Source organism: Rhodococcoides kyotonense (assembly GCF_900188125.1).
Classification (GTDB): Bacteria; Actinomycetota; Actinomycetes; order Mycobacteriales; family Mycobacteriaceae; genus Rhodococcoides; species Rhodococcoides kyotonense.
On record NZ_FZOW01000006.1, the window covers coordinates 244,609 to 267,405 of the forward strand.

25 protein-coding genes are annotated in these 22,797 nt (G+C 64.9%); 9 read left to right on the top strand and 16 right to left on the bottom strand.

Annotated elements, in window-relative coordinates; translation table 11 throughout:
- Nucleotide 1: 1 nt before the first annotated feature.
- From CHB96_RS12570 to dapE, 4 genes are read right to left on the bottom strand one after another with little or no spacing between them, the layout of a single operon-like run.
- Nucleotides 2-1,768: a long-chain-acyl-CoA synthetase gene (locus CHB96_RS12570; protein ID WP_089246568.1), complete on the bottom strand. Its 1,767-nt coding sequence runs from the start codon at nt 1,766-1,768 to the stop codon at nt 2-4.
- Nucleotides 1,769-1,801: 33 nt separating this feature from the next.
- A complete protein-coding gene (locus CHB96_RS12575; protein ID WP_089246570.1) occupies nt 1,802-2,371 on the bottom strand; it encodes an LOG family protein in 570 nt (189 codons plus the stop codon).
- Nucleotides 2,368-3,123, bottom strand: coding sequence for an LOG family protein (locus CHB96_RS12580; RefSeq protein ID WP_089246572.1), 756 nt, complete (start codon nt 3,121-3,123; stop codon nt 2,368-2,370). The genes CHB96_RS12575 and CHB96_RS12580 overlap by 4 nt, the downstream gene beginning before the upstream one ends.
- A 10-nt stretch (nt 3,124-3,133) precedes the next feature.
- Nucleotides 3,134-4,231 carry a succinyl-diaminopimelate desuccinylase gene (dapE, locus tag CHB96_RS12585; protein WP_089246574.1) on the bottom strand — a complete coding sequence of 366 codons (1,098 nt, stop codon included), beginning with the start codon at nt 4,229-4,231 and terminating at the stop codon, nt 3,134-3,136.
- Nucleotides 4,232-4,265: 34 nt separating this feature from the next.
- On the opposite strand from dapE, the gene dapD reads away from it, so the two are divergent.
- The 4 genes from dapD (at nt 4,266) to CHB96_RS12605 (ending at nt 8,400) form a co-directional block, all read left to right on the top strand.
- The gene (dapD, locus tag CHB96_RS12590) at nt 4,266-5,219 is read left to right on the top strand and encodes a 2,3,4,5-tetrahydropyridine-2,6-dicarboxylate N-succinyltransferase (protein ID WP_089246576.1); all 954 of its coding nucleotides are present in this window, start codon (nt 4,266-4,268) and stop codon (nt 5,217-5,219) included.
- Nucleotides 5,220-5,333: 114 nt separating this feature from the next.
- Nucleotides 5,334-6,044, top strand: coding sequence for a hypothetical protein (locus tag CHB96_RS12595; RefSeq protein WP_089246578.1), 711 nt, complete (start codon nt 5,334-5,336; stop codon nt 6,042-6,044).
- On the top strand, nt 6,023-7,390 hold the full coding sequence (locus CHB96_RS12600; RefSeq protein WP_089246580.1) for a cytochrome P450: 1,368 nt from the start codon (nt 6,023-6,025) through the stop codon (nt 7,388-7,390). Before CHB96_RS12595 ends, CHB96_RS12600 begins: the two co-directional genes overlap by 22 nt.
- Nucleotides 7,387-8,400, top strand: coding sequence for a GAF domain-containing protein (locus CHB96_RS12605; protein ID WP_089246582.1), 1,014 nt, complete (start codon nt 7,387-7,389; stop codon nt 8,398-8,400). Before CHB96_RS12600 ends, CHB96_RS12605 begins: the two co-directional genes overlap by 4 nt.
- On the opposite strand, the gene CHB96_RS12610 is transcribed toward CHB96_RS12605, so the two are convergent.
- From CHB96_RS12610 to CHB96_RS12620, 3 genes are read right to left on the bottom strand one after another with little or no spacing between them, the layout of a single operon-like run.
- A complete protein-coding gene (locus CHB96_RS12610; protein WP_089246584.1) occupies nt 8,397-8,834 on the bottom strand; it encodes a 6,7-dimethyl-8-ribityllumazine synthase in 438 nt (145 codons plus the stop codon). The genes CHB96_RS12605 and CHB96_RS12610 overlap by 4 nt on opposite strands.
- A 10-nt stretch (nt 8,835-8,844) precedes the next feature.
- Nucleotides 8,845-9,270 (bottom strand): DUF1810 domain-containing protein, encoded by a 426-nt coding sequence (locus tag CHB96_RS12615; protein WP_089246586.1) that lies wholly within the window; start codon nt 9,268-9,270, stop codon nt 8,845-8,847.
- 1 nt (nt 9,271) lies between these two features.
- Nucleotides 9,272-9,700, bottom strand: coding sequence for a PPOX class F420-dependent oxidoreductase (locus CHB96_RS12620; protein ID WP_089246588.1), 429 nt, complete (start codon nt 9,698-9,700; stop codon nt 9,272-9,274).
- Nucleotides 9,701-9,813: 113 nt separating this feature from the next.
- Between CHB96_RS12620 and CHB96_RS12625 the strand changes: the two genes are divergently transcribed.
- On the top strand, nt 9,814-10,407 hold the full coding sequence (locus CHB96_RS12625; protein ID WP_089246590.1) for a CHAP domain-containing protein: 594 nt from the start codon (nt 9,814-9,816) through the stop codon (nt 10,405-10,407).
- A 33-nt stretch (nt 10,408-10,440) separates the two neighbouring features.
- On the opposite strand, the gene CHB96_RS12630 is transcribed toward CHB96_RS12625, so the two are convergent.
- On the bottom strand, nt 10,441-11,856 hold the full coding sequence (locus CHB96_RS12630; RefSeq protein WP_089246592.1) for an acyl-CoA synthetase: 1,416 nt from the start codon (nt 11,854-11,856) through the stop codon (nt 10,441-10,443).
- A gap of 2 nt (nt 11,857-11,858) precedes the next feature.
- Between CHB96_RS12630 and CHB96_RS12635 the strand changes: the two genes are divergently transcribed.
- Nucleotides 11,859-12,245: a hypothetical protein gene (locus tag CHB96_RS12635; RefSeq protein ID WP_089246594.1), complete on the top strand. Its 387-nt coding sequence runs from the start codon at nt 11,859-11,861 to the stop codon at nt 12,243-12,245.
- On the opposite strand, the gene CHB96_RS12640 is transcribed toward CHB96_RS12635, so the two are convergent.
- The 7 genes from CHB96_RS12640 to CHB96_RS12670 form a co-directional block, all read right to left on the bottom strand.
- Nucleotides 12,217-12,594 (bottom strand): MerR family transcriptional regulator, encoded by a 378-nt coding sequence (locus CHB96_RS12640; RefSeq protein WP_176444278.1) that lies wholly within the window; start codon nt 12,592-12,594, stop codon nt 12,217-12,219. The genes CHB96_RS12635 and CHB96_RS12640 overlap by 29 nt on opposite strands.
- A 15-nt stretch (nt 12,595-12,609) precedes the next feature.
- Entirely contained in the window at nt 12,610-14,082 is a 1,473-nt protein-coding gene (locus tag CHB96_RS12645) for a SulP family inorganic anion transporter (RefSeq protein WP_089246598.1), read from the bottom strand.
- Between the two features lie 33 nt (nt 14,083-14,115).
- Nucleotides 14,116-14,733 (bottom strand): LysE family translocator, encoded by a 618-nt coding sequence (locus CHB96_RS12650; RefSeq protein WP_089246600.1) that lies wholly within the window; start codon nt 14,731-14,733, stop codon nt 14,116-14,118.
- A 9-nt stretch (nt 14,734-14,742) separates the two neighbouring features.
- Nucleotides 14,743-15,846 carry a succinyldiaminopimelate transaminase gene (gene dapC, locus CHB96_RS12655; RefSeq protein ID WP_089246602.1) on the bottom strand — a complete coding sequence of 368 codons (1,104 nt, stop codon included), beginning with the start codon at nt 15,844-15,846 and terminating at the stop codon, nt 14,743-14,745.
- Between the two features lie 2 nt (nt 15,847-15,848).
- Nucleotides 15,849-16,172 (bottom strand): ferredoxin, encoded by a 324-nt coding sequence (gene fdxA / locus CHB96_RS29965; RefSeq protein WP_089246604.1) that lies wholly within the window; start codon nt 16,170-16,172, stop codon nt 15,849-15,851.
- Nucleotides 16,173-16,304: 132 nt separating this feature from the next.
- On the bottom strand, nt 16,305-17,051 hold the full coding sequence (locus CHB96_RS12665; RefSeq protein WP_089246606.1) for a hypothetical protein: 747 nt from the start codon (nt 17,049-17,051) through the stop codon (nt 16,305-16,307).
- A gap of 2 nt (nt 17,052-17,053) precedes the next feature.
- Nucleotides 17,054-19,618: a bifunctional FO biosynthesis protein CofGH gene (locus CHB96_RS12670; RefSeq protein WP_176444279.1), complete on the bottom strand. Its 2,565-nt coding sequence runs from the start codon at nt 19,616-19,618 to the stop codon at nt 17,054-17,056.
- Nucleotides 19,619-19,690: 72 nt separating this feature from the next.
- Between CHB96_RS12670 and CHB96_RS12675 the strand changes: the two genes are divergently transcribed.
- The 3 genes from CHB96_RS12675 to CHB96_RS12685 all read left to right on the top strand — a co-directional run bounded on the left by CHB96_RS12675 (nt 19,691) and on the right by CHB96_RS12685 (nt 22,391).
- Nucleotides 19,691-20,179: a PH domain-containing protein gene (locus CHB96_RS12675; protein WP_176444268.1), complete on the top strand. Its 489-nt coding sequence runs from the start codon at nt 19,691-19,693 to the stop codon at nt 20,177-20,179.
- Nucleotides 20,180-20,241: 62 nt separating this feature from the next.
- Nucleotides 20,242-21,672, top strand: coding sequence for a PH domain-containing protein (locus tag CHB96_RS12680; RefSeq protein ID WP_089246790.1), 1,431 nt, complete (start codon nt 20,242-20,244; stop codon nt 21,670-21,672).
- Nucleotides 21,660-22,391: a uracil-DNA glycosylase gene (locus tag CHB96_RS12685; protein WP_089246612.1), complete on the top strand. Its 732-nt coding sequence runs from the start codon at nt 21,660-21,662 to the stop codon at nt 22,389-22,391. Before CHB96_RS12680 ends, CHB96_RS12685 begins: the two co-directional genes overlap by 13 nt.
- On the opposite strand, the gene CHB96_RS12690 is transcribed toward CHB96_RS12685, so the two are convergent.
- Nucleotides 22,318-22,770: a hypothetical protein gene (locus tag CHB96_RS12690; RefSeq protein WP_089246614.1), complete on the bottom strand. Its 453-nt coding sequence runs from the start codon at nt 22,768-22,770 to the stop codon at nt 22,318-22,320. The two genes, CHB96_RS12685 and CHB96_RS12690, sit on opposite strands and share 74 nt — an antisense overlap.
- Between the last annotated feature and the right edge of the window lie 27 nt (nt 22,771-22,797).

Sequence of the window (22,797 nt, forward strand, 5' to 3'; positions counted from 1 at the left end):
GCTAGCCCTTGGGGGCCTTGCCTGCTGCGACCTCGTCGACGTAGCCGTCGTATGCCTTGTCGTAGCCGCCCGACTTCCCGCGCAGAACGTACAGCTCGCTGTCGGCATCGTCGCCGTACCCCAGTTTCCGCAGAGCTACTTTCTGGCTCTTGAACGTCGACGTCTGCTCCAGACTGTCGACGACGCGCACGAACAGCGGCACCGCATAGCCGGGCAGTTTGTCGTAGAGATGTTCGGCGACGGCCTTGCCGTCGAAAGACTCCCCGTCGCGCAACGTCACCGCAGCCATGCCCGCCTTGCCGTCGGCGCCGTCGATGTCGACGCCGTAGACGACCGCACCGTCTACGGACGGGTGACCACCGAGGGCACCTTCTACTTGCGTCGTCGCGACGTTCTCGCCCTTCCAGCGGAAGGTGTCACCGAGTCGATCGACGAACGCGACATGCAGCCACCCCTGCTTGCGGACGAGGTCGCCGGTGTCGAACCAGGTGTCGCCGTCCTTGAAGCCGTCGCGTAGGAGTTTCTTCTCGGACGCGTCGTCGTCGGAGTAGCCGTCGAACGGGGCTCGATCGGTGACCTTCGACAGCAGAAGCCCGACCTCTCCGGTACCGACCCGCTTCAGCTTGCCGTTGCTGCCGCGTCGGGCCTTGCCGCTCTCCTCGTCGTACTCGACGACGGCGTACGGCAGCGGGCACACGCCTGCCGTCTTCTTCATGTTCAGTGCGTTGACGAACGCGATGTTGCACTCGCTCGCGCCGTAGAACTCGGCGACGCGTTCGATGCCGAAGCGATCGGTGAACTCTTCCCAGATCTCCGGGCGCAGACCGTTGCCGACGACGAGCTTGACGGTGTTGTCGCGGTCGGTGGACTTCTTCGGCTGAGTCAGCAGATATCGGCACAGTTCACCGATGTAGGTGAACGCCGTCGCCTTGTTCGTCGCGATGTCGTCCCAGAAGTTGGTGACCGAGAACTGTTTTCCGATCGCCATCGTCGCGCCGCCCGCAAGCACCGACGACAGCGTCACCGTCAGCGCGTTGTTGTGATAGAGCGGCAGACAGCAGTAGATGACGTCGTTGCCGCGCAACCTGACGCCCATGTTGCCCAGACCGGACATCGATTTGAGCCACCGGAAATGGCTCATCAGACTCGCCTTCGGCATGCCCGTCGTACCCGACGTGAAGATGTAGAAGGCCTTTTCCTTCGCCTGGATCTCCGACGTCACAGCGGGATTGCTCGTCGACGCCGTCTTCGCAGCGTCCGCGAGATCCGTCAGCGTCAGTACGTCGGGCTGCGTCGCGAGCGAGTCGAGAGCTTCCTGCGCGTTCTCGTCGAGCACGAGAACTTTCGCGTCGAGGATCCCGAGGCTGTGCTCGAGGACGTCACCGCGCTGGTTGTAGTTCAGCATTCCTGCGGTGGCGCCGAGCTTGACGGCGGCCAGCGCGGCGAACAGAGCCTCCGGGCGGTTCTTGCTGAGAACGCCGACGACGTCGCCTCGCCCCACTCCGCGATCGGCGAAGACGTGGGCGTAGCGATTGACGAGTGCATTGGCATCGGCATACGACGTCGACTCGCCCTCGAACCGAACGAACGGATGGCTGCCACGCTTGGCGGCCGCATCCTGGAAGACCTGACCGATCGATGCCTTGTGATCCGGCTTGCGCGTGAAGCCCGCCAGACCCTTCAGCAGGCTCGGCACCTCCGTCACCATTTTCGGCAACGCGACCGCAAGGTCGGTCACACCGATTTTCTGACGGGCATCGACAGCCATGAACTCCCCTTAGGTCACGTGTGTGCGCTCTTCTTACTCAAGAGTAACCTCTCTCACACCAGTCGAACAGGCGTCGAGCGCTTCCGTCACGGTCGTCGTTCTGGCCAGGGCGTCCAACGCTCGCTGCTGCACGAATCCGGTAGTCGACAGGCTGTCGATCCACGCGAGAAGACCCGCGAAGTGATCGACCGGATCGAGCAGGACGACGGGCTTGTCGTGCATCCCCAGATAGCCGGCGGTCCAGGTTTCGAACAGCTCCTCCAGGGTGCCGATGCCGCCGGGGAGGGTGATGAACGCGTCGGCGCGATCCTCCATGATCTTCTTACGTTCGCGCATGGTGTCGGTGACGACGAGTTCGTCGGCGTCGACGTCGGCGACCTCGCGGTGCACGAGCGCCTTCGGGATGACACCGATGGTGAACGCTCCTGCGGCCCTGGCGGATTCCGCGACAGCACCCATCATCGACACGTTGCCGCCGCCGGACACCAATCGCCAACCGCGACGGCCTATTTCGGTGCCGAGTTCACGCGCCAACTCGATGAACGACGTGTCGACCGGCCCTGACGCGCAGTACACGCACACACTGAATTGCTCGGTGCTCACCAGCTCTCCCCCGTCGTTGCGTCCTTCTGTGAGTCGATCACGATGCGCACGGCCTCGTCGACGCTGTCCGTGCAGTGGATGAGATCGAGATCGGCGGGCGACACCTTCCCCTCGGTGACGAGGGTGTTCTTGATCCAGTCGAGCAATCCAGACCAGAAATCCGTGCCGAGCAGGATGATCGGAAAGCGTGTGACCTTGCCGGTCTGCACCAGGGTGAGCGCCTCGAACAGCTCGTCGAGCGTGCCGAATCCACCGGGGAGACAGACGAATGCCTGCGAGTACTTGACGAACATCGTCTTGCGGACGAAGAAGTACCGGAAGTTGATGCCCAGATCGACCCACTCGTTGAGCCCCTGCTCGAACGGCAGCTCGATACCGAGGCCGATCGAGTAGCCCTTCGCTGCGCTCGCGCCCCGATTGGCCCCTTCCATCACACCGGGGCCACCGCCGGTGATGATCGCGAAACCTGCTTCGGCAAGGGCGGATCCGAGCGCACGTGCGCGTTCGTACTCGGCATGATCGCGCGGTGTGCGCGCCGACCCGAACACGGTGACGGCCTTCGGGACCTCGGCGAGAGCCTCGAATCCCTCGACGAACTCACTCTGGATACGTAGTACGCGCCACGTGTCGGTGTGGATCCAGGCGCCCGTTCCGCGCTGGTCGAGCAGGCGCTGATCCGACGTCGACGTCTCGGTGTTGCGTCTCCGCCGCAGAACGACGGGGCCTTTGTGCGTGGTCGGTTCCGGTTCCATGGCGTCCAGGCTAACCGGACGTCAGATAGCTCCGAAGGACGGTTGTGACGTGCGTGATCTGGTCGACGGGTACGCGCTCGTCGCGCTTGTGGGCGAGGTTCGGATCGCCGGGCCCGTAGTTGACGGCGGGGATTCCGAGCGCGGAGAACCGCGACACGTCGGTCCATCCGTACTTGGCCCTGAACTGCCCTCCTGCGGCGTCGATCAGTGCCGCAGCAGCGGGCGCGCCCAGACCGGGCAACGCTCCTGGTGAGGCGTCGGTGACCTCGAATCCGAGATCGAGTCCGTCGACCACCTCGCGAACGTGCTCGATCGCTTGCTCGACGCTGCGGTCGGGAGCGAATCGGAAGTTGACGTCGAGCTCTGCTGCGTCGGGCACCACGTTGCCCGCCACACCACCGGAGATCCGAACCGCTTGCATACCTTCGCGATACACACAACCGTCGATGTCGACGTCACGAGCCTGGTACGCCGCGAGCCTGTTCAGCACTGCACCGAACTTGTGAATCGCGTTGTCGCCCATCCACGAGCGGGCGCTGTGCGCGCGAGTTCCGCTGGCCGACAACCGCACTCGCAGCGTGCCCTGGCAGCCCGCCTCGATGAAGCCGCCCGTCGGCTCCCCCAGCACGGCGACGTCGGCCTGCAGCCACTCGGGCATCTCGCGTTCGATACGGCCTAGCCCGTTGAACGACGCGGCGATCTCCTCGCAGTCGTAGAAGACGAGGGTGACGTCGTGCGCTGGCTCGTCGATCGTCGCAGCGAGGTGAAGGAACACTGCGTCACCCGACTTCATGTCCACCGTTCCACAGCCGTGGATGACGTCACCTTCGGCGTGAAAGCGCTCACGCCTGCTCGGCACGTTGTCGGCGATGGGCACGGTGTCGAGATGCCCCGCCAGCATGACGCGGCTGCCCAGCCCGCGGTTCGTCCGCGCCAGCACCGCGTTTCCATTGCGCACGATCTCGAATCCGCTGGTCTGCGCACGAAGAGCAGCCTCGACGGCGTCGGCGATGACCGATTCGTCCTGGGAGACGCTCGGGATGTCGACGAGGGCGGACGTCAGGTCGATCGGGTCGGCGTGCAGATCCAGCGAAGGGTACGAACTCACCGGGACAGCTTAGTGGGTCGTATCCTTGTTTCCCGTGAGCGCACAGGGAGCATCTGCAATCGGCATTGCCAACATCACCACCAGTGGAGTCGTCCTCGACACCTGGTACCCGAGCCCCGAACTCGGCGACTACAGCGAGACGGGCACCGTCCGCCTCGAAGGATCCGACATTCCCGCCGAGTTCGCCGAACTGGTCGGGCCGGACGCAGCGCGTGGCGTCGACGTCGTCGCCGTCCGCACCACCATCGCATCCGTCGACGACGCACCCGTCGACGCGCACGACGTCTACCTGCGCCTGCACCTGCTGTCGCATCGTCTCGTCGCACCGCACGGCGTCAACCTCGACGGACAGTTCGGTTTCCTCGCCAACGTCGTCTGGACCAACCACGGTCCCGCTGCAGTCGACGGCTTCGAAACCGTCCGCGCGAAGCTGCGTGCTCGCGGACCGGTGACCGTCTACGGCGTCGACAAGTTCCCGCGTCTCGTCGATTACGTCGTACCCACCGGCGTCCGCATCGCCGACGCCGACCGTGTCCGCCTCGGTGCGCACCTGGCGAGCGGTACGACGGTCATGCACGAGGGCTTCGTCAACTTCAACGCAGGAACGCTCGGTAGCTCGATGGTCGAAGGACGCATCTCCGCGGGCGTCGTCGTGGGGGACGGTTCCGACGTCGGTGGCGGCGCGTCCATCATGGGAACGCTGTCCGGCGGCGGAAAGAACGTCATCTCCGTCGGCAAGAGCTGCCTCCTCGGCGCCAACAGCGGTCTCGGTATCTCGCTCGGCGACGACTGCGTCGTCGAAGCCGGCCTCTACATCACCGCGGGCACCAAGGTCACCGGCCCCGACGGCACCGTCGTCAAGGCAGCGACGCTCACCGAGAAGAGCAACCTGCTGTTCCGTCGCAACTCGGTGTCCGGCGCCGTCGAGGTCGTTCCGTGGAAGGGCACGGGAGTCGAGCTCAACGCAGCGTTGCACGCCAACGACTGACCTATACTGGCTCCGCGCTCCCGCCAGGGGGTTCCCCGCGGCTTGACGCTCGGCCCGGATGCTGCACCGTAGCTCTGGTTGTACCGAGCTGTGAGTCCGTGGATGAGGCGTGCGATGAGTGTGACCTTGGTTCTCGGTGCGGGCGGCGGAGCCGGCACGACGACGACGGCCGTCGGCCTCGTCAATCTGCTGTCTCTGCACGGAAAGTCGGCCGTGGCGGTCGACGCCACGGTCGGCGGCGGCGATCTGGTCGATCGCGCCGCCGACGCCATCGTCACCCCTGCCACCGTCGAGTCGGGCTACATCGACGCCGAACTGTCCGTCACCAGCACGGGCGCGCAGGTGCTGGGGCGAGCCTGGCCCGACACGATCGAACCGGACTACGGCCGCCTCGACTGGTATCTGAGCTGCATGGCCGACGCCGCGGTCTACGACTTCGGGCACCGCGCTTTCGAACGAGACAGCGCGGGCCCGCTGCGTAGTCAGCCGTGGGCGGCGTTGGTGCTGGTCGTGCCTGCGCGTCCCGACGCCGTCAGGCGATCCAGGACGGCGCTGCACACGATCCGCCTCGCGGCGGGCGAAAAAGCTCTGCGGCGGACCACAGTCGTGCTCTCGCATACCGATCCTCGACCGTCCGCGATCGGAGTCGACGACGTGTGCCGCGGCCTCGACAGCGTCTTCGACGTCCAGGAGGTCCCGTACGACGCGCATCTCGCGTCCGGATCCACCGTCACCGCGTCCGAGCTCGCGACGGCAACGACGCACGCCTACGAGCGAATCCTTGCGTCGAACATCCGCTCTGCATGGGGCACAATGTCCGCGTGAATATTCCCAGGCCCCGCTTCCGGCTACCGGTCCTCGGCGACATTCTCAGCATCGACGCGGCGAAACCGACTCAGCGGGAACTGCGGATGGCCGAAGAATTGGGCCCGATCTTCGAACGCAAGATTCTCTCGCATCGTCTCGTCGTCGTCAGCGGGGCCGATCTCGTCGCCGAACTCAACGACGAGTCACGGTTCGCGAAGTTTCTCGCACTGCCGCACCGCAAGCTCCGAGCACTCGGCGGCGACGGGTTGTTCACCGCGTTCAATTCCGAGCCGAACTGGGGTGCAGCACACCGGGTTCTGATGCCGGGCTTCAGTCGTGACGCGATGCAGCGCTATCACCAGGTCATGGTCGACGTCGCAGACGAACTCGTTCAGCACTGGCGTGACAGGGACGGGCGGTTGGTCGACGTCACCGCCGACTTGAACAAGCTGACACTCGAGAACATGGCCCGGGCCGGATTCGGTTACAGCTTCGACTCGTTCGCACGCGACGACGACGCCTTCGTGGCCGCCATCGTCAGAATTCTCGGCCACGTCAACCGGACGTCCAACGACTTGCCCCTGATGCGACTGTTCGACAAGAAGTCTCGCGCACAGAACGAGCGGGACATCGCGTACGTGCACGGCGTCGTCGACGACGTCATCGAGAAGCGATTGCTGGACAACGATACTCGACACGACGACTTGCTCGACCTCATGCTCCACACGCCCGACCCCGAGACCGGGGAGCTTCTCGACAAGGTCAACATTCGACATCAGGTTCTGACGTTCCTGGTTGCGGGCAACGAAACCACCGCGGGCACAGTGGCATTCGCACTCTATTTCCTCGCCACCCATCCTTCCGTCGCAGCCCGAGTACAGGAGGAAGCCGACGCGGCGGCGAACATGAGTGCGTACGAGGATGTCCCGAAGCTGCGCTACATCCGGAGCGTCGTCGACGAGACGTTGCGCCTGTGGCCGTCTGCTCCTGGATATTTCCGGAAGGCGCGTCAGGACACGTCCTTGGCCTCGGGACGGTATCCGATGAAGGCCGGCGAGTGGGCGTTCGTCCTGACCCTCGGCCTCCACCGGGATCCGGTGTGGGGTGCCGACGCACATGAATTCGATCCGGACAGATTCTCGTCGACACGGTCGAAATCCCGTCCTGCGCAGGCATACAAGCCCTTCGGAACCGGAATGCGCGGCTGCATCGGACGTCAGTTCGCTCTCCACGAGTCGGTGCTGACACTCGCGACGTTGGCTCGCTCGTTCGACTTCGAGTTGGAGGACGGATATCGACTGGACATCCAGGAGTCCTTGACGCTCAAGCCCCAGAACATGCGCATGACGGTGCGGGCGCGATGAGCGCCGCCCGGCCGGAGTGGACGCTGATCGAAACTCTCGTTCCCGGCGAGATGAACATCGTCGCCAAGGGCGGTCACCCTCGCAGTTTCGGTGACGCGCTCTCTCTCCAGCGACTCGCACCGGATTCGAAGATCGCCGTCGAACCGTTCCTGCAGCGTGCACTCGAATCCCGTTCGCGGTACGAGGAATTCGTTGGCGTTCGCGCGCGCGGCGGCGTGTCGACGACCTATCGCCTACTGACCCATCCTGTCTTCGGACCGACCGGGTCCGTTCATGCGCTGCAACTGTGGATCGGCCCGGCCGACGTGGATCCCAGTCCGCCTCGCATCACGTCCGGGGTGAGCTGGCTACTCGAAAAAGGAGTCATCGCGCAGACGGTGGAAGCCTCGATGATGTCGGGGGTCGCACCCGATGCTCACGTCCCCGAGCGAACTCCGGCCGAGTACTACGCGAAATCGATTCGGTTCGACGACACCGCAGGCTTGTTCACACTGTGTCTCGCGCCGACGGCAGGTGGCACGTGGGAAGGTTCGTTCAGCGTGCTGCACGCCGACGGCCGGATCATGCGATGGCACTGTCATGCGCGGGCCTGTCTCGAACCGGGCGAGGTCGGCGCCCGCGTGCTGTGGCACGACGTCACCGACGCCGTGGAACCGGACAAGCCTCTACTCGACGTGCTCGCCCGCCAACGCGGAATGGAGGCACTCGGCATCTACCCCGCGTTGATCGTGCCCGAGCGCAGCCTCCTGACGATGTGGCTGTGCGAGACACCTGCACCGTGGGTGCAGTGGCGCGACGTCTCGTCCGGCAACGAGCTGTTTCACGTGGACGACCGGCACATCATCGCGTCGGCGCACGCCCGGGTTCGAGACGGTGGGCACGAGGAGATCGTCGTCAGGACGAAGGGCAGCACAGGCTCCGACCCCTGGGTGCAAACGCACATGCGCATCTCGTCGTATCCCGGCGACCTCGGTCGTCACCTCGCCGTGGTCGACATGTTCCGGAACTAGCCGATCGATTTCAGCGAGTCGAGGGTGCGGACGACGGCCCGTGCCGCCTCCGCACCCTTCTTCTCCAAGTGGTTCGCGAAGAACTCGATGTGATCGGCATGCTCGTGGAAGTGATGCGGTGTCAGCACGACGGAGAAGACAGGAACGTCGGTGTCCAACTGCACCCGCATCAGACCGTCGATGACGGCGGTCTCGACGAATTCGTGACGGTAGATGCCGCCGTCGACGACCAACGCCGCAGCGACGATCGCCGAGTACTTTCCCGTGCGGGCGAGACGCTGCGCGTGCAGCGGGATCTCGAAAGCCCCCGGCACCTCGAAGGTCTCGACGTCGGATCCGAACTCCGACACGAATCCCTCGCGCGCTCGATCGACAAGCTCCTTGTGCCAGGTGGCTTGAACGAATGCGACGGTTCCGGGCTGCTCGTTGGTCATGCTGACGATGCTAGTCGCCGAGCAGATCGAGAGTTCGCTCGTCCGGCCTACCGTCGAAGTACTTCTCCAGAACGCGCCCGAACACCTCGACCTCCGGTCCCGCGGTAGCGAACAACGTGATCGAGGAATGCAGCTTCAGGTCGTCGGGATACCCGAAGATCTCGCCGACGGTTCTGCCCTCGACTTTCGCTACCAGTGTCGAGGCTTCTTCCAGTCGCGGACCGAGGACGTCGTGCGCCAGGTAGAGCTGCGCCTCGTTCAGGTCCGAGATCGCGAAGTGCTGCGCCGTCGGACTCGCGCCGAGGCCGGCCAACTGCGGAAACACGAACCACATCCAATGTGTCTGTTTGCGACCGGATTTCAACTCGGCACGAACGTCACGCCACACGGGGTCCTGGGCGTCGACGAATTTCTGGAAGTCGTATTCACTCACCATCTTACTGTCCCCCAGGCATGATCCAACCGTAGAATTTCACGACGTCGACGTACAGCACGAGTCGCTTGTCGCGGACCATCGCGGCCCGGTAGTCGTCCCAGTCGGGGTGCTCGCCCTGCACCTTTCGATAGAGCGCGATGAGCTGTTCGACGGCGTCGTCGTCCGGTTCCGTCGCGACCTCGGACAGTCGAGCATCGCCCTCTGCGACGCCGTACGCCGCGCCCTGCTTGGCGTTGACGTACAGGCTGACCCGCGGATCTCGGCGGATGTTCTTGGTCTTCGCTCGCCCGTCGGTGATCGAGATGGCGAACTGCCGCGCATCGGAGTCGTAGTGGTACGTGATGTTGGAGATCTGAGGGCGCCCGTCCCGCTTGATCGTCGACAGTGCAGCCAGGTTCGTATCGGTGAACAGTGTCTCGATGTCGTCCATGCGACCACGCTAGCCGTCGACGAGACCGGCATCGACCGGCATCGCCACAGTCAGCAGATCTCCGTCGTCAGCGGATCGGACGAGCAGAACCCACCGCCCGGTACATTCGATTCATGACCACCACGACCACACGCCGCAAGAGCCGCAGGACAGTCGGCTGGATCGCGGGGATCGTGGCGACCATCGTCGTGGTCGCGGCTGGAGTCCTGTGGTTCGCACCGAGCCGTTACCTACCGTGGGACACGACGCCGTTTCCCGAGATCGATGCGTCGACGCTGACGCCGCAGCAGGCGACCGTCGTCGAGCTTCTGCGTTCCGAGCACGAGCAGCAACGCCCGGGCACCTTCTATTCGGAGGGCGTCGAGGAGGCGTGGTGCGCCAATTTCGTCAGCTGGATCATGCGCGAAGCGGGCCAGCCGTTGAGCAACCCCAACTCGGGGAGTTGGCGAATCCCTGGCGTCTACACGCTCGCCGAGTACTACCAGGCGCACGGCACTTTCGAGCCGAAAGGCTACTCCCCTGCTGTCGGTGACGTCGTTCTCTACGACAACAGCAGCTGGGTCGGGCAGCACACCAACATCGTCGTCGCGGTCGACGGCGACACCGCAACGACGGTCGGCGGCAACGAGCTCGGCAAGATCCGCGTGCACACCGTGGACGTCCAATCCGATTCGGCGATAGTCGGATTCGGCCGACCAGCGAGCTGACCGTTTGCGCATGAATTATTCGTCGGCAAACAGCTATCCCAACTGCTTCTTCTGCACCTTGCCCATCGCGTTGCGCGGGAGCGACTCGACGACGCGAACTTCCCTGGGCCGCTTGTGGATCGACAGTTCCGACGCCACCAGGTCGATCAGGTCCTTCTCTACGACATCGCTTCCGACGACGAACGCCACGATCCGCTGCCCGAGGTCGTCGTCGGGAACACCGATCACCGCGACTTCGTCGACCGAGGAGTGCCCCAGCAGCACCGTCTCGATTTCCCCTGCGCCGACGCGGTATCCGCCGGATTTGATGAGGTCGGTCGATGCACGGCCGACGATGCGGTGGTAGCCGTCGGGCTCGATGACGGCGACGTCACCGGTATCGAACCAGCCGTCCTCGGTGAACGACTTCGCTGTCGCCTCGGGATTGTTCAGGTAGCCGTCGAACAGCATCGGGCCACGTACCTGCAGTGCGCCGATGGCCTCGCCGTCATGCGGGAGGATGTCGCCCGATTCACTGCGCAACCGAGTCTCGACGCCCTTCACCGGCAGTCCGACCGAGCCCGGCCGACGCTCGCCGTCGAATCGCGTCGACAGTGTGATCAGCGTTTCGCTCATGCCGTATCGCTCGACCGGCGCGTGGCCCGTCAACGAAAGCAACTTCTCGAACACAGGAACCGGCAGCGGGGCGCTCCCGGAGACCAATAACCGAGCGCCCGAAAGTGCTCTAGCCGACTCCTCGTCCGCCGCGATGCGCGACCAGACCGTCGGAACACCGAAGTACAACGAACCGCGAGCGGCGGCATAGAGTTCCGGCGTCGGCTTGCCCGTGTGAACGACGGGACTGCCCACCCGCAACGGACCGAGCAGACCCAGAATGAGTCCGTGCACGTGGAACAGCGGAAGTCCGTGCACCAGAGTGTCTTTCCACGTCCACTGCCATGCCTCCGCGAGACCGTCGATGCCGTGTGCGATGGCGTCGCGCGACAGCAGAACACCCTTCGGTGGGCCCGTCGTTCCCGACGTGTAGAGCACGAACGCGATCGACGACGGATGCGGATCGGGGTAGCTGTGCCACGACCGCGCGTGCTGACGCACCGGCAGAACCTGCAGCCCGGCTGTGTCCTCGGGTGCCTCTCCGAGCCATGCTTGTGCGCCCGAGTCGCGAAGAATGTGCTCGCGCTCGGCCGGCCCTGCATCCGGTGGGACCGGTACGACGGTCACGCCCGCGATGAGACAGCCGACGACCGCCAACACGGTCTTGACCGACGGGGTCGCCAGCACGGCGAGGCGTTCGGCCTGCGCTATGCGCTCGGCGACCGAAGTCGCTGCGCCGAGAATGTCGCCGCGCGACAGCGAGACGCCGTCGATGGTGACGGCGTCGGGAATATCGTCTCCGCGCGCGACGGCGAGTGGGTTCAAGGATCGAAGCAGCACATGGTTACCGTACATACATGGATGCCGACGGAATCGACACCGGCGACTACGCCGAATACATGACGGTGCCCGCCGGCGAGCTCCGCCCCGGCGTCTACCTGATCGGCACGGACGTCGGCGAGGACGAGGACTCGGACGAAGAACTCGACGACGACTCCGAGGACGACGACGATGACCACGTCGCGGACAGTGCACCGAGGCTCGTGTATTCGGTCCAGTCCGACGACTTCTGGACTCGGGTCGAGCTCGCCGATCTACGCGCGACGCAGATCTACGAGGAAGAGCATGCGCGGAATCCGTCGTCGAACGTCGACGCGAAACGATTCACGACGGTCGAGGCCTTCGGCAGCAACGAGCTCGTCTACGTTCTGCGCATCAGGCGCGGCGGCTGGGACGTCGGTTAACGTCGAGCAGTTCGGTCAGTTCCTCGGCGTACGACAGCTTTCTGCGAAGGTTCTCGCAGGCGGCCTCGGCTTTGGAATGGCACTCGTCGACGAAGCGCTCTGCATCCTCTACGCCGTCGCCGCCCGCGTCGATGGTGTCGAGTGAATCGAGGAGTCGACGCATCTCGTCGAGCGTGAACTCGAGCGGCTTCATTCGGCGGATGACGATGAGCCGTGCGAGGTCGACCTCGGTGTACAGCCGAAACCCACCGGCACTGCGTTCCGACGGCGGTACGAGACCGACCTCGTCGTAGTGGCGCAGCGTGCGTATCGACAGTCCTGTGCGCTCGGCGATGTCACCGATCTGCATGAGTTCCGGCACTCGTCAGCCTTCCCCACCCAGTCGGCCGGTGAGACGCTCGTGGCGTTCCTTGCTCGGTCCCCGTAGTCCCACGATGGAGACGGCCTTCCCTGCCCTGGCGTACTTGGTCGTCACGGCGTCGAGGGTAGCAACGGTCGATGCGTCCCATACCTGGGCTTCGGACAGATCGATGACGATGTTCGGCTGCTCTGCCGCATAGTCGAATTGGTGAATCAAGTCGTTGCTCGATGCGAAGAACAGCTGGCCACGCACACCGTATACGCGTGTGTCGGCGTCGGGCCGAGGCAGTTCGACGACCTCGGTGACATGTGCGACGCGCCTCGCGAACAGGATCATCGCGACGACGACTCCGACGATGACTCCGTACGCGAGATTGTCGGTCAGGACCGTCACCGCGACGGTCGCGACCATGACGGCGGTTTCGCTGAGAGGCATGCGTCGCAACGTCTTCGGCGTGATGGAGTGCCAGTCGAACGTCGCGAAGCACACCATGATCATCACCGCGCCGAGAACTGCCATCGGAATTCGAGCCACGACGTCGCCGAACACGACGACCAGAACCAGCAGGAACGCACCGGCGAGGAACGTCGAGATACGGGTGCGGGCGCCGGAGATCTTGGTGTTGATCATCGTCTGCCCGATCAGCGCACAGCCGCCCATGCCGCCGAATGCGCCGGTCACGATGTTGGCGATGCCGAGGCCTGCGCCCTCGCGCGTCTTGCTCGACGGGGTGTCGGTGACATCGTCGACGAGCTTGGCCGTCAGCAGGGATTCGAGAAGTCCGACGAGTGCCATCGCGAACGCGAACGGCGCGATGATCCTCAGCGTCTCCATGTTCCACGGCAGATCGGGCATGAACAGCGACGGCAACGACGACGGCAGCTCGCCCTCGTCACCGACGTTCGGCACCTGGAGACCGAAGACGATCGTGACGAGAGTCAGCGCGGCGACGGCGACGAGTGGGGCAGGCACGGCCGTCGTCAACCGGGGCAGCACGGCCATGATGACGATCGCGACGACTGCGATCGGGAACACCACCCTCGACACGTCGACGAAGTACCGGATCTGGGCGATGAAGATCAGGATCGCGAGAGCGTTGACGAAGCCGACCATGACACTGCGCGGGATGAACCGCATCAGCTTGACGGCTCCCAGAGCAGTCAGCACGATTTGCATGACGCCACCGAGAAGAACTGTCGCGACCAGGTAGTCGAGGCCGTACTGCGGCACGATCGGGGCGATGACGAGGGCTACGGAACCCGTTGCCGCCGAGATCATCGCGGTTCGGCCGCCGACGATCGAAATGGTGACGGCCATCGTGAACGCCGAGAACAGTCCGACGCTGGGATCGACTCCGGCGATGATCGAGAACGAGATCGCCTCGGGGATCAGCGCGAGGGCGACGACGAGGCCTGCGAGGACCTCGGTCTTCAGTCGTTTCGGGGAGCGCAGCGCGGTCAGGACGTCGGTAGGCACGTGGCGCTACTCTACCCTCACGTGAGGGTAGAGTCAGACCGAGGATGCCACCGTGCCTATCCCCAGCGCCGCGAGGATTCCCGCGCTGATGCGGTCGAGCCAGTCGGTCACCTTCGGCTTACGCAGCAGAGCGACCGCGCGGGACGCCGCGATCGAGAACACGGTCATCGTGAGTGCCGCGACGACGACTTCCACCAGGCCGAGCGTCATTGCTCCGCCGAAGGTGACGACCGTCAGAAACTGGGGAACGACGGCGAGGTAGAACAGCCCGACTTTGGGGTTCAGCGCACACGACAGCACTCCCGCACCGAACGCCGACGGCATCGACGCGGCCACCGGCACGACCGGCTCACCCTCGACCTTGTTCTTTCGACGCGCCATGAACGCGCGAACACCCAGGTACAGCAGGTACAGACCACCGAGAATCTTGATGACGCGGTACGCCGTCGCCGATTGTTCGACGATCGCCGCCAACCCGACAGCCACCAACACCGCCCAGAAGAAGCCGCCGATCGAGACGCCCATCGCCGCCGCGATACCCGGCTTCAGGCCGCCGATGCTGTAGCGCAGCACCAGGAACGAATCCGGCCCGGGAAGGATCGCCAGCAGGAAGCACACGCCGGCGAAGCTGAGCAGCACGCTGAGGGTCATGCACGCACCTTAGAGTGCGAGGCGCTCCGCAGCCGAATCGATTCTTTCGTCGGTCGCCGTCAGCGCGATGCGCACGTGCTGCGCGCCGGTCGGTCCGTAGAACTCGCCCGGCGCGACGAGGATGCCGCGTTCGGCGAACCAGTCGACGGTGTCACGACACGGTTCACCGCGTGTGGCCCACAGGTAGAGACCGGCTTCGGAGTGGTCGACGGTGAAGCCTGCCTTCTCGACGGCACCCTTCAGCGTTGCTCGCCGAGCTCGGTAACGCTCACGCTGGATGTTCTCGTGTTCGTCATCCGACAGCGCTGCAGTCATCGCTGCCTGAATCGGCGTCGGCACGATCATGCCCGCATGCTTGCGCACCTCGAGCAAGTCCTTCACGAGCCCACGATCACCTGCGACGAACCCTGCACGGTAGCTGGCCAGGTTCGACGTCTTCGAAAGCGAGTGCACCGCAAGGAGGTTGGAGTGATCTCCGTCGCAGACCCGAGGATCGAGGACCGACAGGGCCTCGGCTTCCCACGTCAGGCCCAGGTAGCACTCGTCGGATACGACGACGGCGTCACGTTCGCGAGCCCATGCGACGACCTTGCGCAGGTGATCGATGCCCAGGACCTTGCCGGTCGGGTTCGACGGTGAATTGACGAACACGAGCGACGCGCGTTCGGGACCGAGCCGATTCAAGCCGTCGGCGCGGGTGATGCGTGCGCCTGCCAGCAATGCACCGACCTCGTACGTCGGGTACGCGACCTCGGGGATGACGACGAGGTCGTCGGCGCCGAGACCGAGCAACGACGGCAACCACGCGATCATTTCCTTCGTGCCGATGGCAGGAAGGACAGCATCGGTGCCGAGTCCCGTGACGCCGTAACGACGTTCGAGCGCAGCGACAGCCGCCTCACGCAGTGCGGGAGTACCGATGGTCGTCGGGTATCCCGGCTCGTCCGACACCGACGCCAATGCGTCGCGAATGATGGGCGCGACCGGGTCGACGGGTGTGCCGACGGACAGATTCACGATCCCGTCGGGGTGCGCCTGCGCCTTCTCTTTCGCGCCGGTCAGCGAGTCCCACGGGAAGTCCGGGAGGCCGGACGCGACCGATATTCGAGCCAACGTCAGTGCTCGCCCATGGGAGGCAGCGCCTTGATGAACGGTGGGTCGTAGTCGACCTTGCCGAGCTTCGCTGCGCCACCGGGTGAACCCAAGTCGTCGAAGAAGTCGACGTTCGCGCTGACGTAGCCGCTCCACTGATCGGGAACGTCGTCTTCGTAGAAGATCGCCTCGACGGGGCAGACCGGCTCGCAGGCTCCGCAGTCGACGCACTCGTCGGGGTGGATGTACAGCATGCGATTGCCTTCGTAAATGCAGTCCACCGGGCACTCTTCGATGCATGCCTTGTCGAGCACATCCACGCACGGTTCCGCAATCGAGTAGGTCACTGCTGCTCTCCCTCCCTTTCCGATAGGTCGACGCCGAGGTGTCGCCTCGAACGCCCTGAGAATCCTAGTATCGCGTCGTAGAATTCCGACAACCAGCGCAGGGTGTCCTCACTCGCGTGGTTCTGCCTCGATTCATGGCGCCGTTTTCGAGCCTACGTGTTTCGGTTCGGCTGCGTGATCGGCGATCCAGCGACGCCCTTGTCTCGCCGCGCGAGACAGCGCTTCTCGCTCACCGAAATAGCTGGCCACGCCCCCGATCACCGGAATGGCCGACACGACACGGAACGGTAGTCGGCTGTGCGGGCGTTTCGCCAGCTCGCTGGACACCTCACGAAGCACCGTCGCGACGTCCCACATCGCGCGCAGCAACGCGAACGGACCGCAGTCACGAGAGCGCGCAGGCGCCTTCTCGGGTTCCGCTGCAGAGAGATCGATCTCACGTTCGCACAGCACCGACGCGAGCAGCTGGACGTGCGTCGCACGGTCGGTGACACCACATTCGCGAGACACAGCAACGAGAACCATTGCCTGATTGGCGAACCCGAGCAGGTCCTGCAACGGCAGCCTGTTGACGAGCACCCCGAACACACCGGGAAAGGCAACCGCGACGGTGTTCAGCGCGCCGATTCGTGCGACCCACCACTGCGATCGGGCGTCGGCGTCGAGCTTCTGCCATCCCTGGGTCCCGGGGAAGTCGGTGGCGTTCAGAGCCCATGCGAGCGCGTCCAGAGCCTTGTCGACGACGGTGTCGTCGCCCGCAGGCGTGCGAAACGTTCGCGCTTTCAAGCCGACTGGGTCGCGTGTTCCGAGGATGTCGAGAACAGGGTCGATGATAGCGACGGACCTTTCCAGGGCCGTCGCGACGGTGCGATCGTCCATGCTCAGACGAGCCCCAGTTCCGGCATCCGCTCGACGCGGCCGTACGTCGTGGTGCGTTCGCGGGCAGGGCGGCCGATACCGTTCGCGATCTCGTGCAGCTCGGCGACGGTCTTCTCCGACCCGTTCTCACTACCGGCCATCCGAGAGATGGTCTCCTCCATCAACGTTCCACCCAGATCGTTCGCGCCACCGTTCAACATCACCTGCGTACCGGTGATCCCCAACTTCACCCAGGAGGTCTGAATGCTGTCGATCCGGCCGTGCAACATGATCCGCGCCAACGCATGCACCGCACGATTGTCCCGATTCGTCGGACCCGGACGCGACGCCCCCGCCAAATACAACGGCGAGCTCTGATGCACGAACGGCAACGGCACGAACTCGGTGAACCCGCCCGTCTTGTCCTGAATCTTCTTGAGCACGTTCATATGACCCACCCAGTGCGACGGATTGTCCACATGCCCGTACATCATCGTCGACGACGATCGCAGCCCCACCTCGTGCGCCGTGGTCACCACCTCGATCCACTCCGCCGCAGGCAACTTCCCCTTCGTCAACACCCACCGAACCTCGTCGTCGAGGATCTCCGCCGCCGTCCCCGGAATCGTGTCCAACCCGGCCGCCCGCAGCTCCGTCAGCCATTCACGAATCGACTGCCCACCCCGCGAGGCACCGTTGACGATCTCCATCGGCGAGAACGCATGCACATGCATCCCCGGCACCCGAGCCTTCACCGCACGCACCAGATCCGCATACCCCGTCACCGGCAACTCCGGATCGATACCGCCCTGCATGCACACCTCCGACGCGCCCGCGACGTGCGCCTCCCACGCCCGATCCGCCACCTCGGAGGTCGACAGCGTGAACGCATCCGCATCACCCTTACGCTGCGCGAACGCACAGAACCGGCAGCCGGTGTAGCAGATGTTGGTGAAGTTGATGTTCCGGTTCACCACGTAGGTGACGTCCTCGCCCATGACCTGCTTACGCAGATCGTCCGCCAACGCCGCGACCGCATCCATACCCGGACCCTCGGCCGTCGCCAACGCCAGATACTGCTCGTCGCTGAGCCCCGCAGGATCAGCTTCGGCAGCCTTCAGCGCCGCCATCAGATCCCGGTCGACGCGCTCGAGCCCGGCCAGATCACGGACCTGCTCACGGATCGACTCCCAATCCCCGAACGCGTTCGCCAGATCGCTGCGGGTGTCGGTGTTACGACCGTCCGTGTCGATCTCGGTGTTCAGATCCACCCGACCCGAGGACTCCCACTGCTCGTCCGGCTCCTGCCACGGCAGACCCGACGGCGTCACGTCGACGCGGGCCATACCCGTCTCCGGATCCGCCAACGCCTGCACATGTGCGGAGATCCTCGGATCGATCCACGGCGCACCGGCGAGAATGTACTGCGGCTGCGCCGCGGTCCGCTCCACCAACGTGTAGCCGGCAGCCTGGCTCAGCTCGGCGAGTGTGTCCAGATTCGGCCACGGCCGCTCCGGATTCACGTGATCCGGTGTCAGCGGCGAGACCCCACCCCAGTCGTCGACGCCCGCCCGCAACAACGCCGCAGTCTCCTCCGCTTCGACGAGGTTCGGCGGCGCCTGAATCCGCATCGCCGGACCCACCAGAATGCGCGTCACCGCGATCGTCGCCAGGAACTCCTCCATACCCGCGTTCGGTGCCTGACGCATCGCCGTATCGGGCTTGGCGAGGAAATTCTGCACGATGATCTCCTGCACATGCCCGAACGCCTTGTGCACCTTACGGATTGCCATGATCGACTCGGCGCGATCACGGATCGTCTCCCCGATCCCCACCAAAATCCCGGTCGTGAACGGAATGTTCAACCGGCCCGCGTCGGTCAACGTCCGCAGCCGGACCTCCGGATCCTTGTCCGGGCTGCCGTAATGCGCCTGGCCCTTCTCCTCGAACAACCGCCGCGAGGTGGTCTCGAGCATCATGCCCATCGACGGCGCCACCGGCTTGAGCCGCGAGAGCTCCTGCCACGACATCACACCCGGATTCAGATGCGGCAGCAGACCGGTCTCCTCGAGCACCCGAATGGCCATCGCCCGCACATAGTCCAGCGTCGAATCGTAGCCGCGGGAATCGAGCCACTCCTTCGCCTCCGGCCACCGCTCCTCCGGACGGTCACCGAGCGTGAACAGCGCTTCCTTGCAACCGAGTTCGGCGCCCTTGCGAGCGACCTCGATGATCTCGTCCGGGTCCATGAACAGACCATGGCCTTCGGCTTTCAGCTTGCCGGGCACCGTCACGAACGTGCAGTAATGGCACTTGTCGCGGCACAACCGCGTGATCGGGATGAACACCTTCCGCGAATAACTGACCGTCTTCGGCCGTCCCGCCGACTCCAACCCCGCATCACGCACCCGCGACGCCGACGCCATCAGATCCACCAGATCCTCACCGCGCGCATGCAGCAAGACGGTGGCCTCGTCGACATTCAAGCTGACACCGTCACGCGCACGACGCAGAACACGACGCATAGCGGACGGAGCGGGGGCCTTCTCTGGAGTGTGGCGAACAGGTGCAGCAGGATCAGGCAGCATGGTCACCAGTCGATCATGCTCCTCCGACACGTTCGCATGCCACCGGGAGGGGGCACAGCTAGGTTTGTAGCCATGATCACGATGTCCGATCCAGCGTGGCGTCCGAGTCCCCGTGCGAAGCAGTTGTGGGCCGTCAATGCAGCTCTGATGTGGGTTCCGGTGTTCATCGCGCAGATCGTCTGGGCCGTGATCGCCGCGAAACCCACGACGTGGCCGCACATCGCAGTCCTGGTCGCGTCGCTGGTCCTCGCGGCAGCACACATCGTGGTCGTACCGCTGTGGCGGTACCGAGTGCATCGCTGGGAGATCAGCGAGACGGCCGTCTACACACTGACCGGCTGGTTCGATCAGGAACGACGCATCGCCCCGATCTCGCGGGTACAGACCGTCGACACCGAGCGCGGGCCGATCGATCGATTGCTGGGCCTGTCGACCGTCACCGTGACGACGGCGTCGTCTGCGGGTGCGGTGAAGATCACCGCCCTCGACAAGGATGTCGCGGACAAGACCGTAGCCCAGCTGACCGACATCGCCGGGCGCACGCTGGGTGACGCGACGTGAGCACCGAAACCGAACTGCTGGTCGAGGAAGAGCAACAACCGTGGCTTCGCCTCGACCGACGAATGCTGCTGGTGCATCCGGTGAACGAGGCCGTGAAGGTCCTCCCGGTGTTGCTGGTGTCGTTCATCGTCGGCAGCCAGAGTGGCAACCATCTGTGGGGTTTGATCATCCTCGCGATCGTGGTGGTCTACGCGATTCTCCGGTGGTTCACGACGAGTTATCGCATCGGCCCGGTACACGTTCAACTCAGAACCGGTGTGTTCCAGAAGAAGCTTCTCTCGGTTCCGCGTAGTCGCATTCGGTCGGTCGACATCGAAGCGAACGTGCTGCACCGCGTTCTCGGGCTGTCGATCCTGCGCATCGGGACCGGCCAGCAGGCAGGTAAGGGCGAGAAGTTCGAGCTCAACGCACTCGACGCGACAGTGGTTCCAGCACTTCGGGAAGAACTTCTGCACCGAGTGACCCGTACCGTCACCGAGCCGGGAACGCCGCCTGCCGTCGAAACCGAGATCGCCCACTGGCAGACGTCGTGGGTGCGGTTCGCGCCGTTCTCGTTCACGGGCGTCGTGGCGATCGCGGCTGCCGTCGGTGTGCTGTTCCAGTACGGCCTGGGCCAGCGGCTCGCGGAATCCGACGTCGTCTCCGACAGCATCGCGTCGGCCGAACAGCTCGGAATCGTCGTCGTCGTTCTCGTCGGGCTTCTGATTCTGCTGGTCGTCGCGAGCGCGTTCGCGTGCGTCCGCTATCTGATCGCGTACGGCAATCTGACAGTCACCGACGACGGCACCCGACTGCACGTCGCACACGGGCTGCTCAAAACTCGGTCGACGACGCTCGATCGCAATCGCCTCCGCGGCACGTCACTGTCGGAGCCACTTCTGCTGCGCAGCGCCAAGGGCGCCAAGCTCGACGCCATCATGACTGGGGTCAGCGCCGAGAAGAAGGAGTCGTCGCTGCTGTTGCCGCAGGCGCCGATCGACGAGGCGCTGCGGATGATGACCATCGTGCTGGGCGACGCGGGTCTGCATGCCGACGCGCAGAAACCGCTGATCCAGCACGGCCCCGTCGCGCGGCGTCGGCGATACACGCGAGCCGTCGTACCCGTGCTGATCGCGGCGGCGGCGCTCGGAATCGCCGAGGCCTTCGGCGCCCCGATACCGACCCTCGCCTGGGTGGCCGCGGCGATTCTGCTCGTCGGGGCGGTGTTCGTCGCGTGGGACCGCTATCGAGGGCTCGGCCATGCGGTGCTCCCCGGTTGGTTGATCACCAGACACGGCTCGCTCGACCGCACACGCCACAGCCTCGAGGCCGCGGGGATCATAGGCTGGACCGTCAGGCAGACCTTCTTTCAACGACGCGCAGGCGTCGCGACGATCGTTGCGGCCACTCCCGCGGGCGTCGGGCATTACGAGGTCGTCGATATCCCGGCGGATCGGGCGTGGGCGCTCGTCGAGGCTGTGACGCCGGGAGCCGGTGACAAGTGGGCTCGATAACCAGCATCGGCCATCTCGATCGCGAGGTCTCCCGGTGCCGTGCGTGCCCGCGTCTGGTTGCGTGGCGGGAGAAGGTCGCGGCCGAGAAGAAGGCCGAGTTCAGGGATCAACACTATTGGGGCAGGCCGGTTCCCGGGTTCGGACCGGCCGATGCGCCGATGCTGATCGTCGGCCTCGCCCCGGCCGCGCATGGCGGAAACCGCACCGGACGAATGTTCACCGGCGACCGCGCAGGCGACTTCCTCTATGCCGCACTGCATGCCGTCGGACTCTCGAATCAGCCCACGGCAACACACATCGACGACGGCCTGGCCTTGCGAGGAGTGCGCATCACCGCGCCCGTGCACTGCGCTCCCCCGGCGAACAAGCCGACGACCGCAGAACGAGACCGCTGCGGGCAGTGGCTCGACATCGAACTGGGACTGCTGAAGCCGAAGCTGCGATCCGTCGTCGTACTCGGTGGCTTCGGGTGGCAGTCGTTACTGCCGGTTCTCGAGCGCGGCGGCTGGGAGATCCCGCGGCCGCGACCGAAGTTCGGTCACGGCACAGAAGTGGATCTCGCAGAATCCTCGGGTCGTTCCGCAGGCTCCACTCCTGGCGAAATTCGGTTGTTCGGGTGCTTCCACGTCAGTCAGCGCAACACGTTCACCGGGTTGCTGACCCCGACGATGGTCGAGGATGTGCTTCGTGCCGCGGGGACCCATGCGGGGCTGTTGTGAGAGCTTTCAGTCGCCAGGAGAACAACAGGATGCCGGGTGGCACGGCGCCGCCGACCAGTAACAGAGCAGTACGCCAGTCGGCAAGAACCAGGACGTCGCCGCCCGGTCCGCCGAACATGCACAGAAGCACGCCGACGCCCCAGCCGACCAACGGCAGTGCGATCGTCCCCGGCCGCTCGGCCACCTTTCGGGCCGCGAACAACAACATCACGTTCGCGATGCCCGCGAGCAGCGCGCTGACGGGGAACGGGATCGGCCCGAGGTAGGTCGGCAGAAAGAGAACCGACAGAACGCCGCACAGGAAGCCGTCGAAGATCAGTACCGCAAGAGTGGCCCTCGACACGAGGACGACGGCATTCGAGGCGGCTTTCGAGATCATGCAGCCAATAGTGACGTACGAACCTCG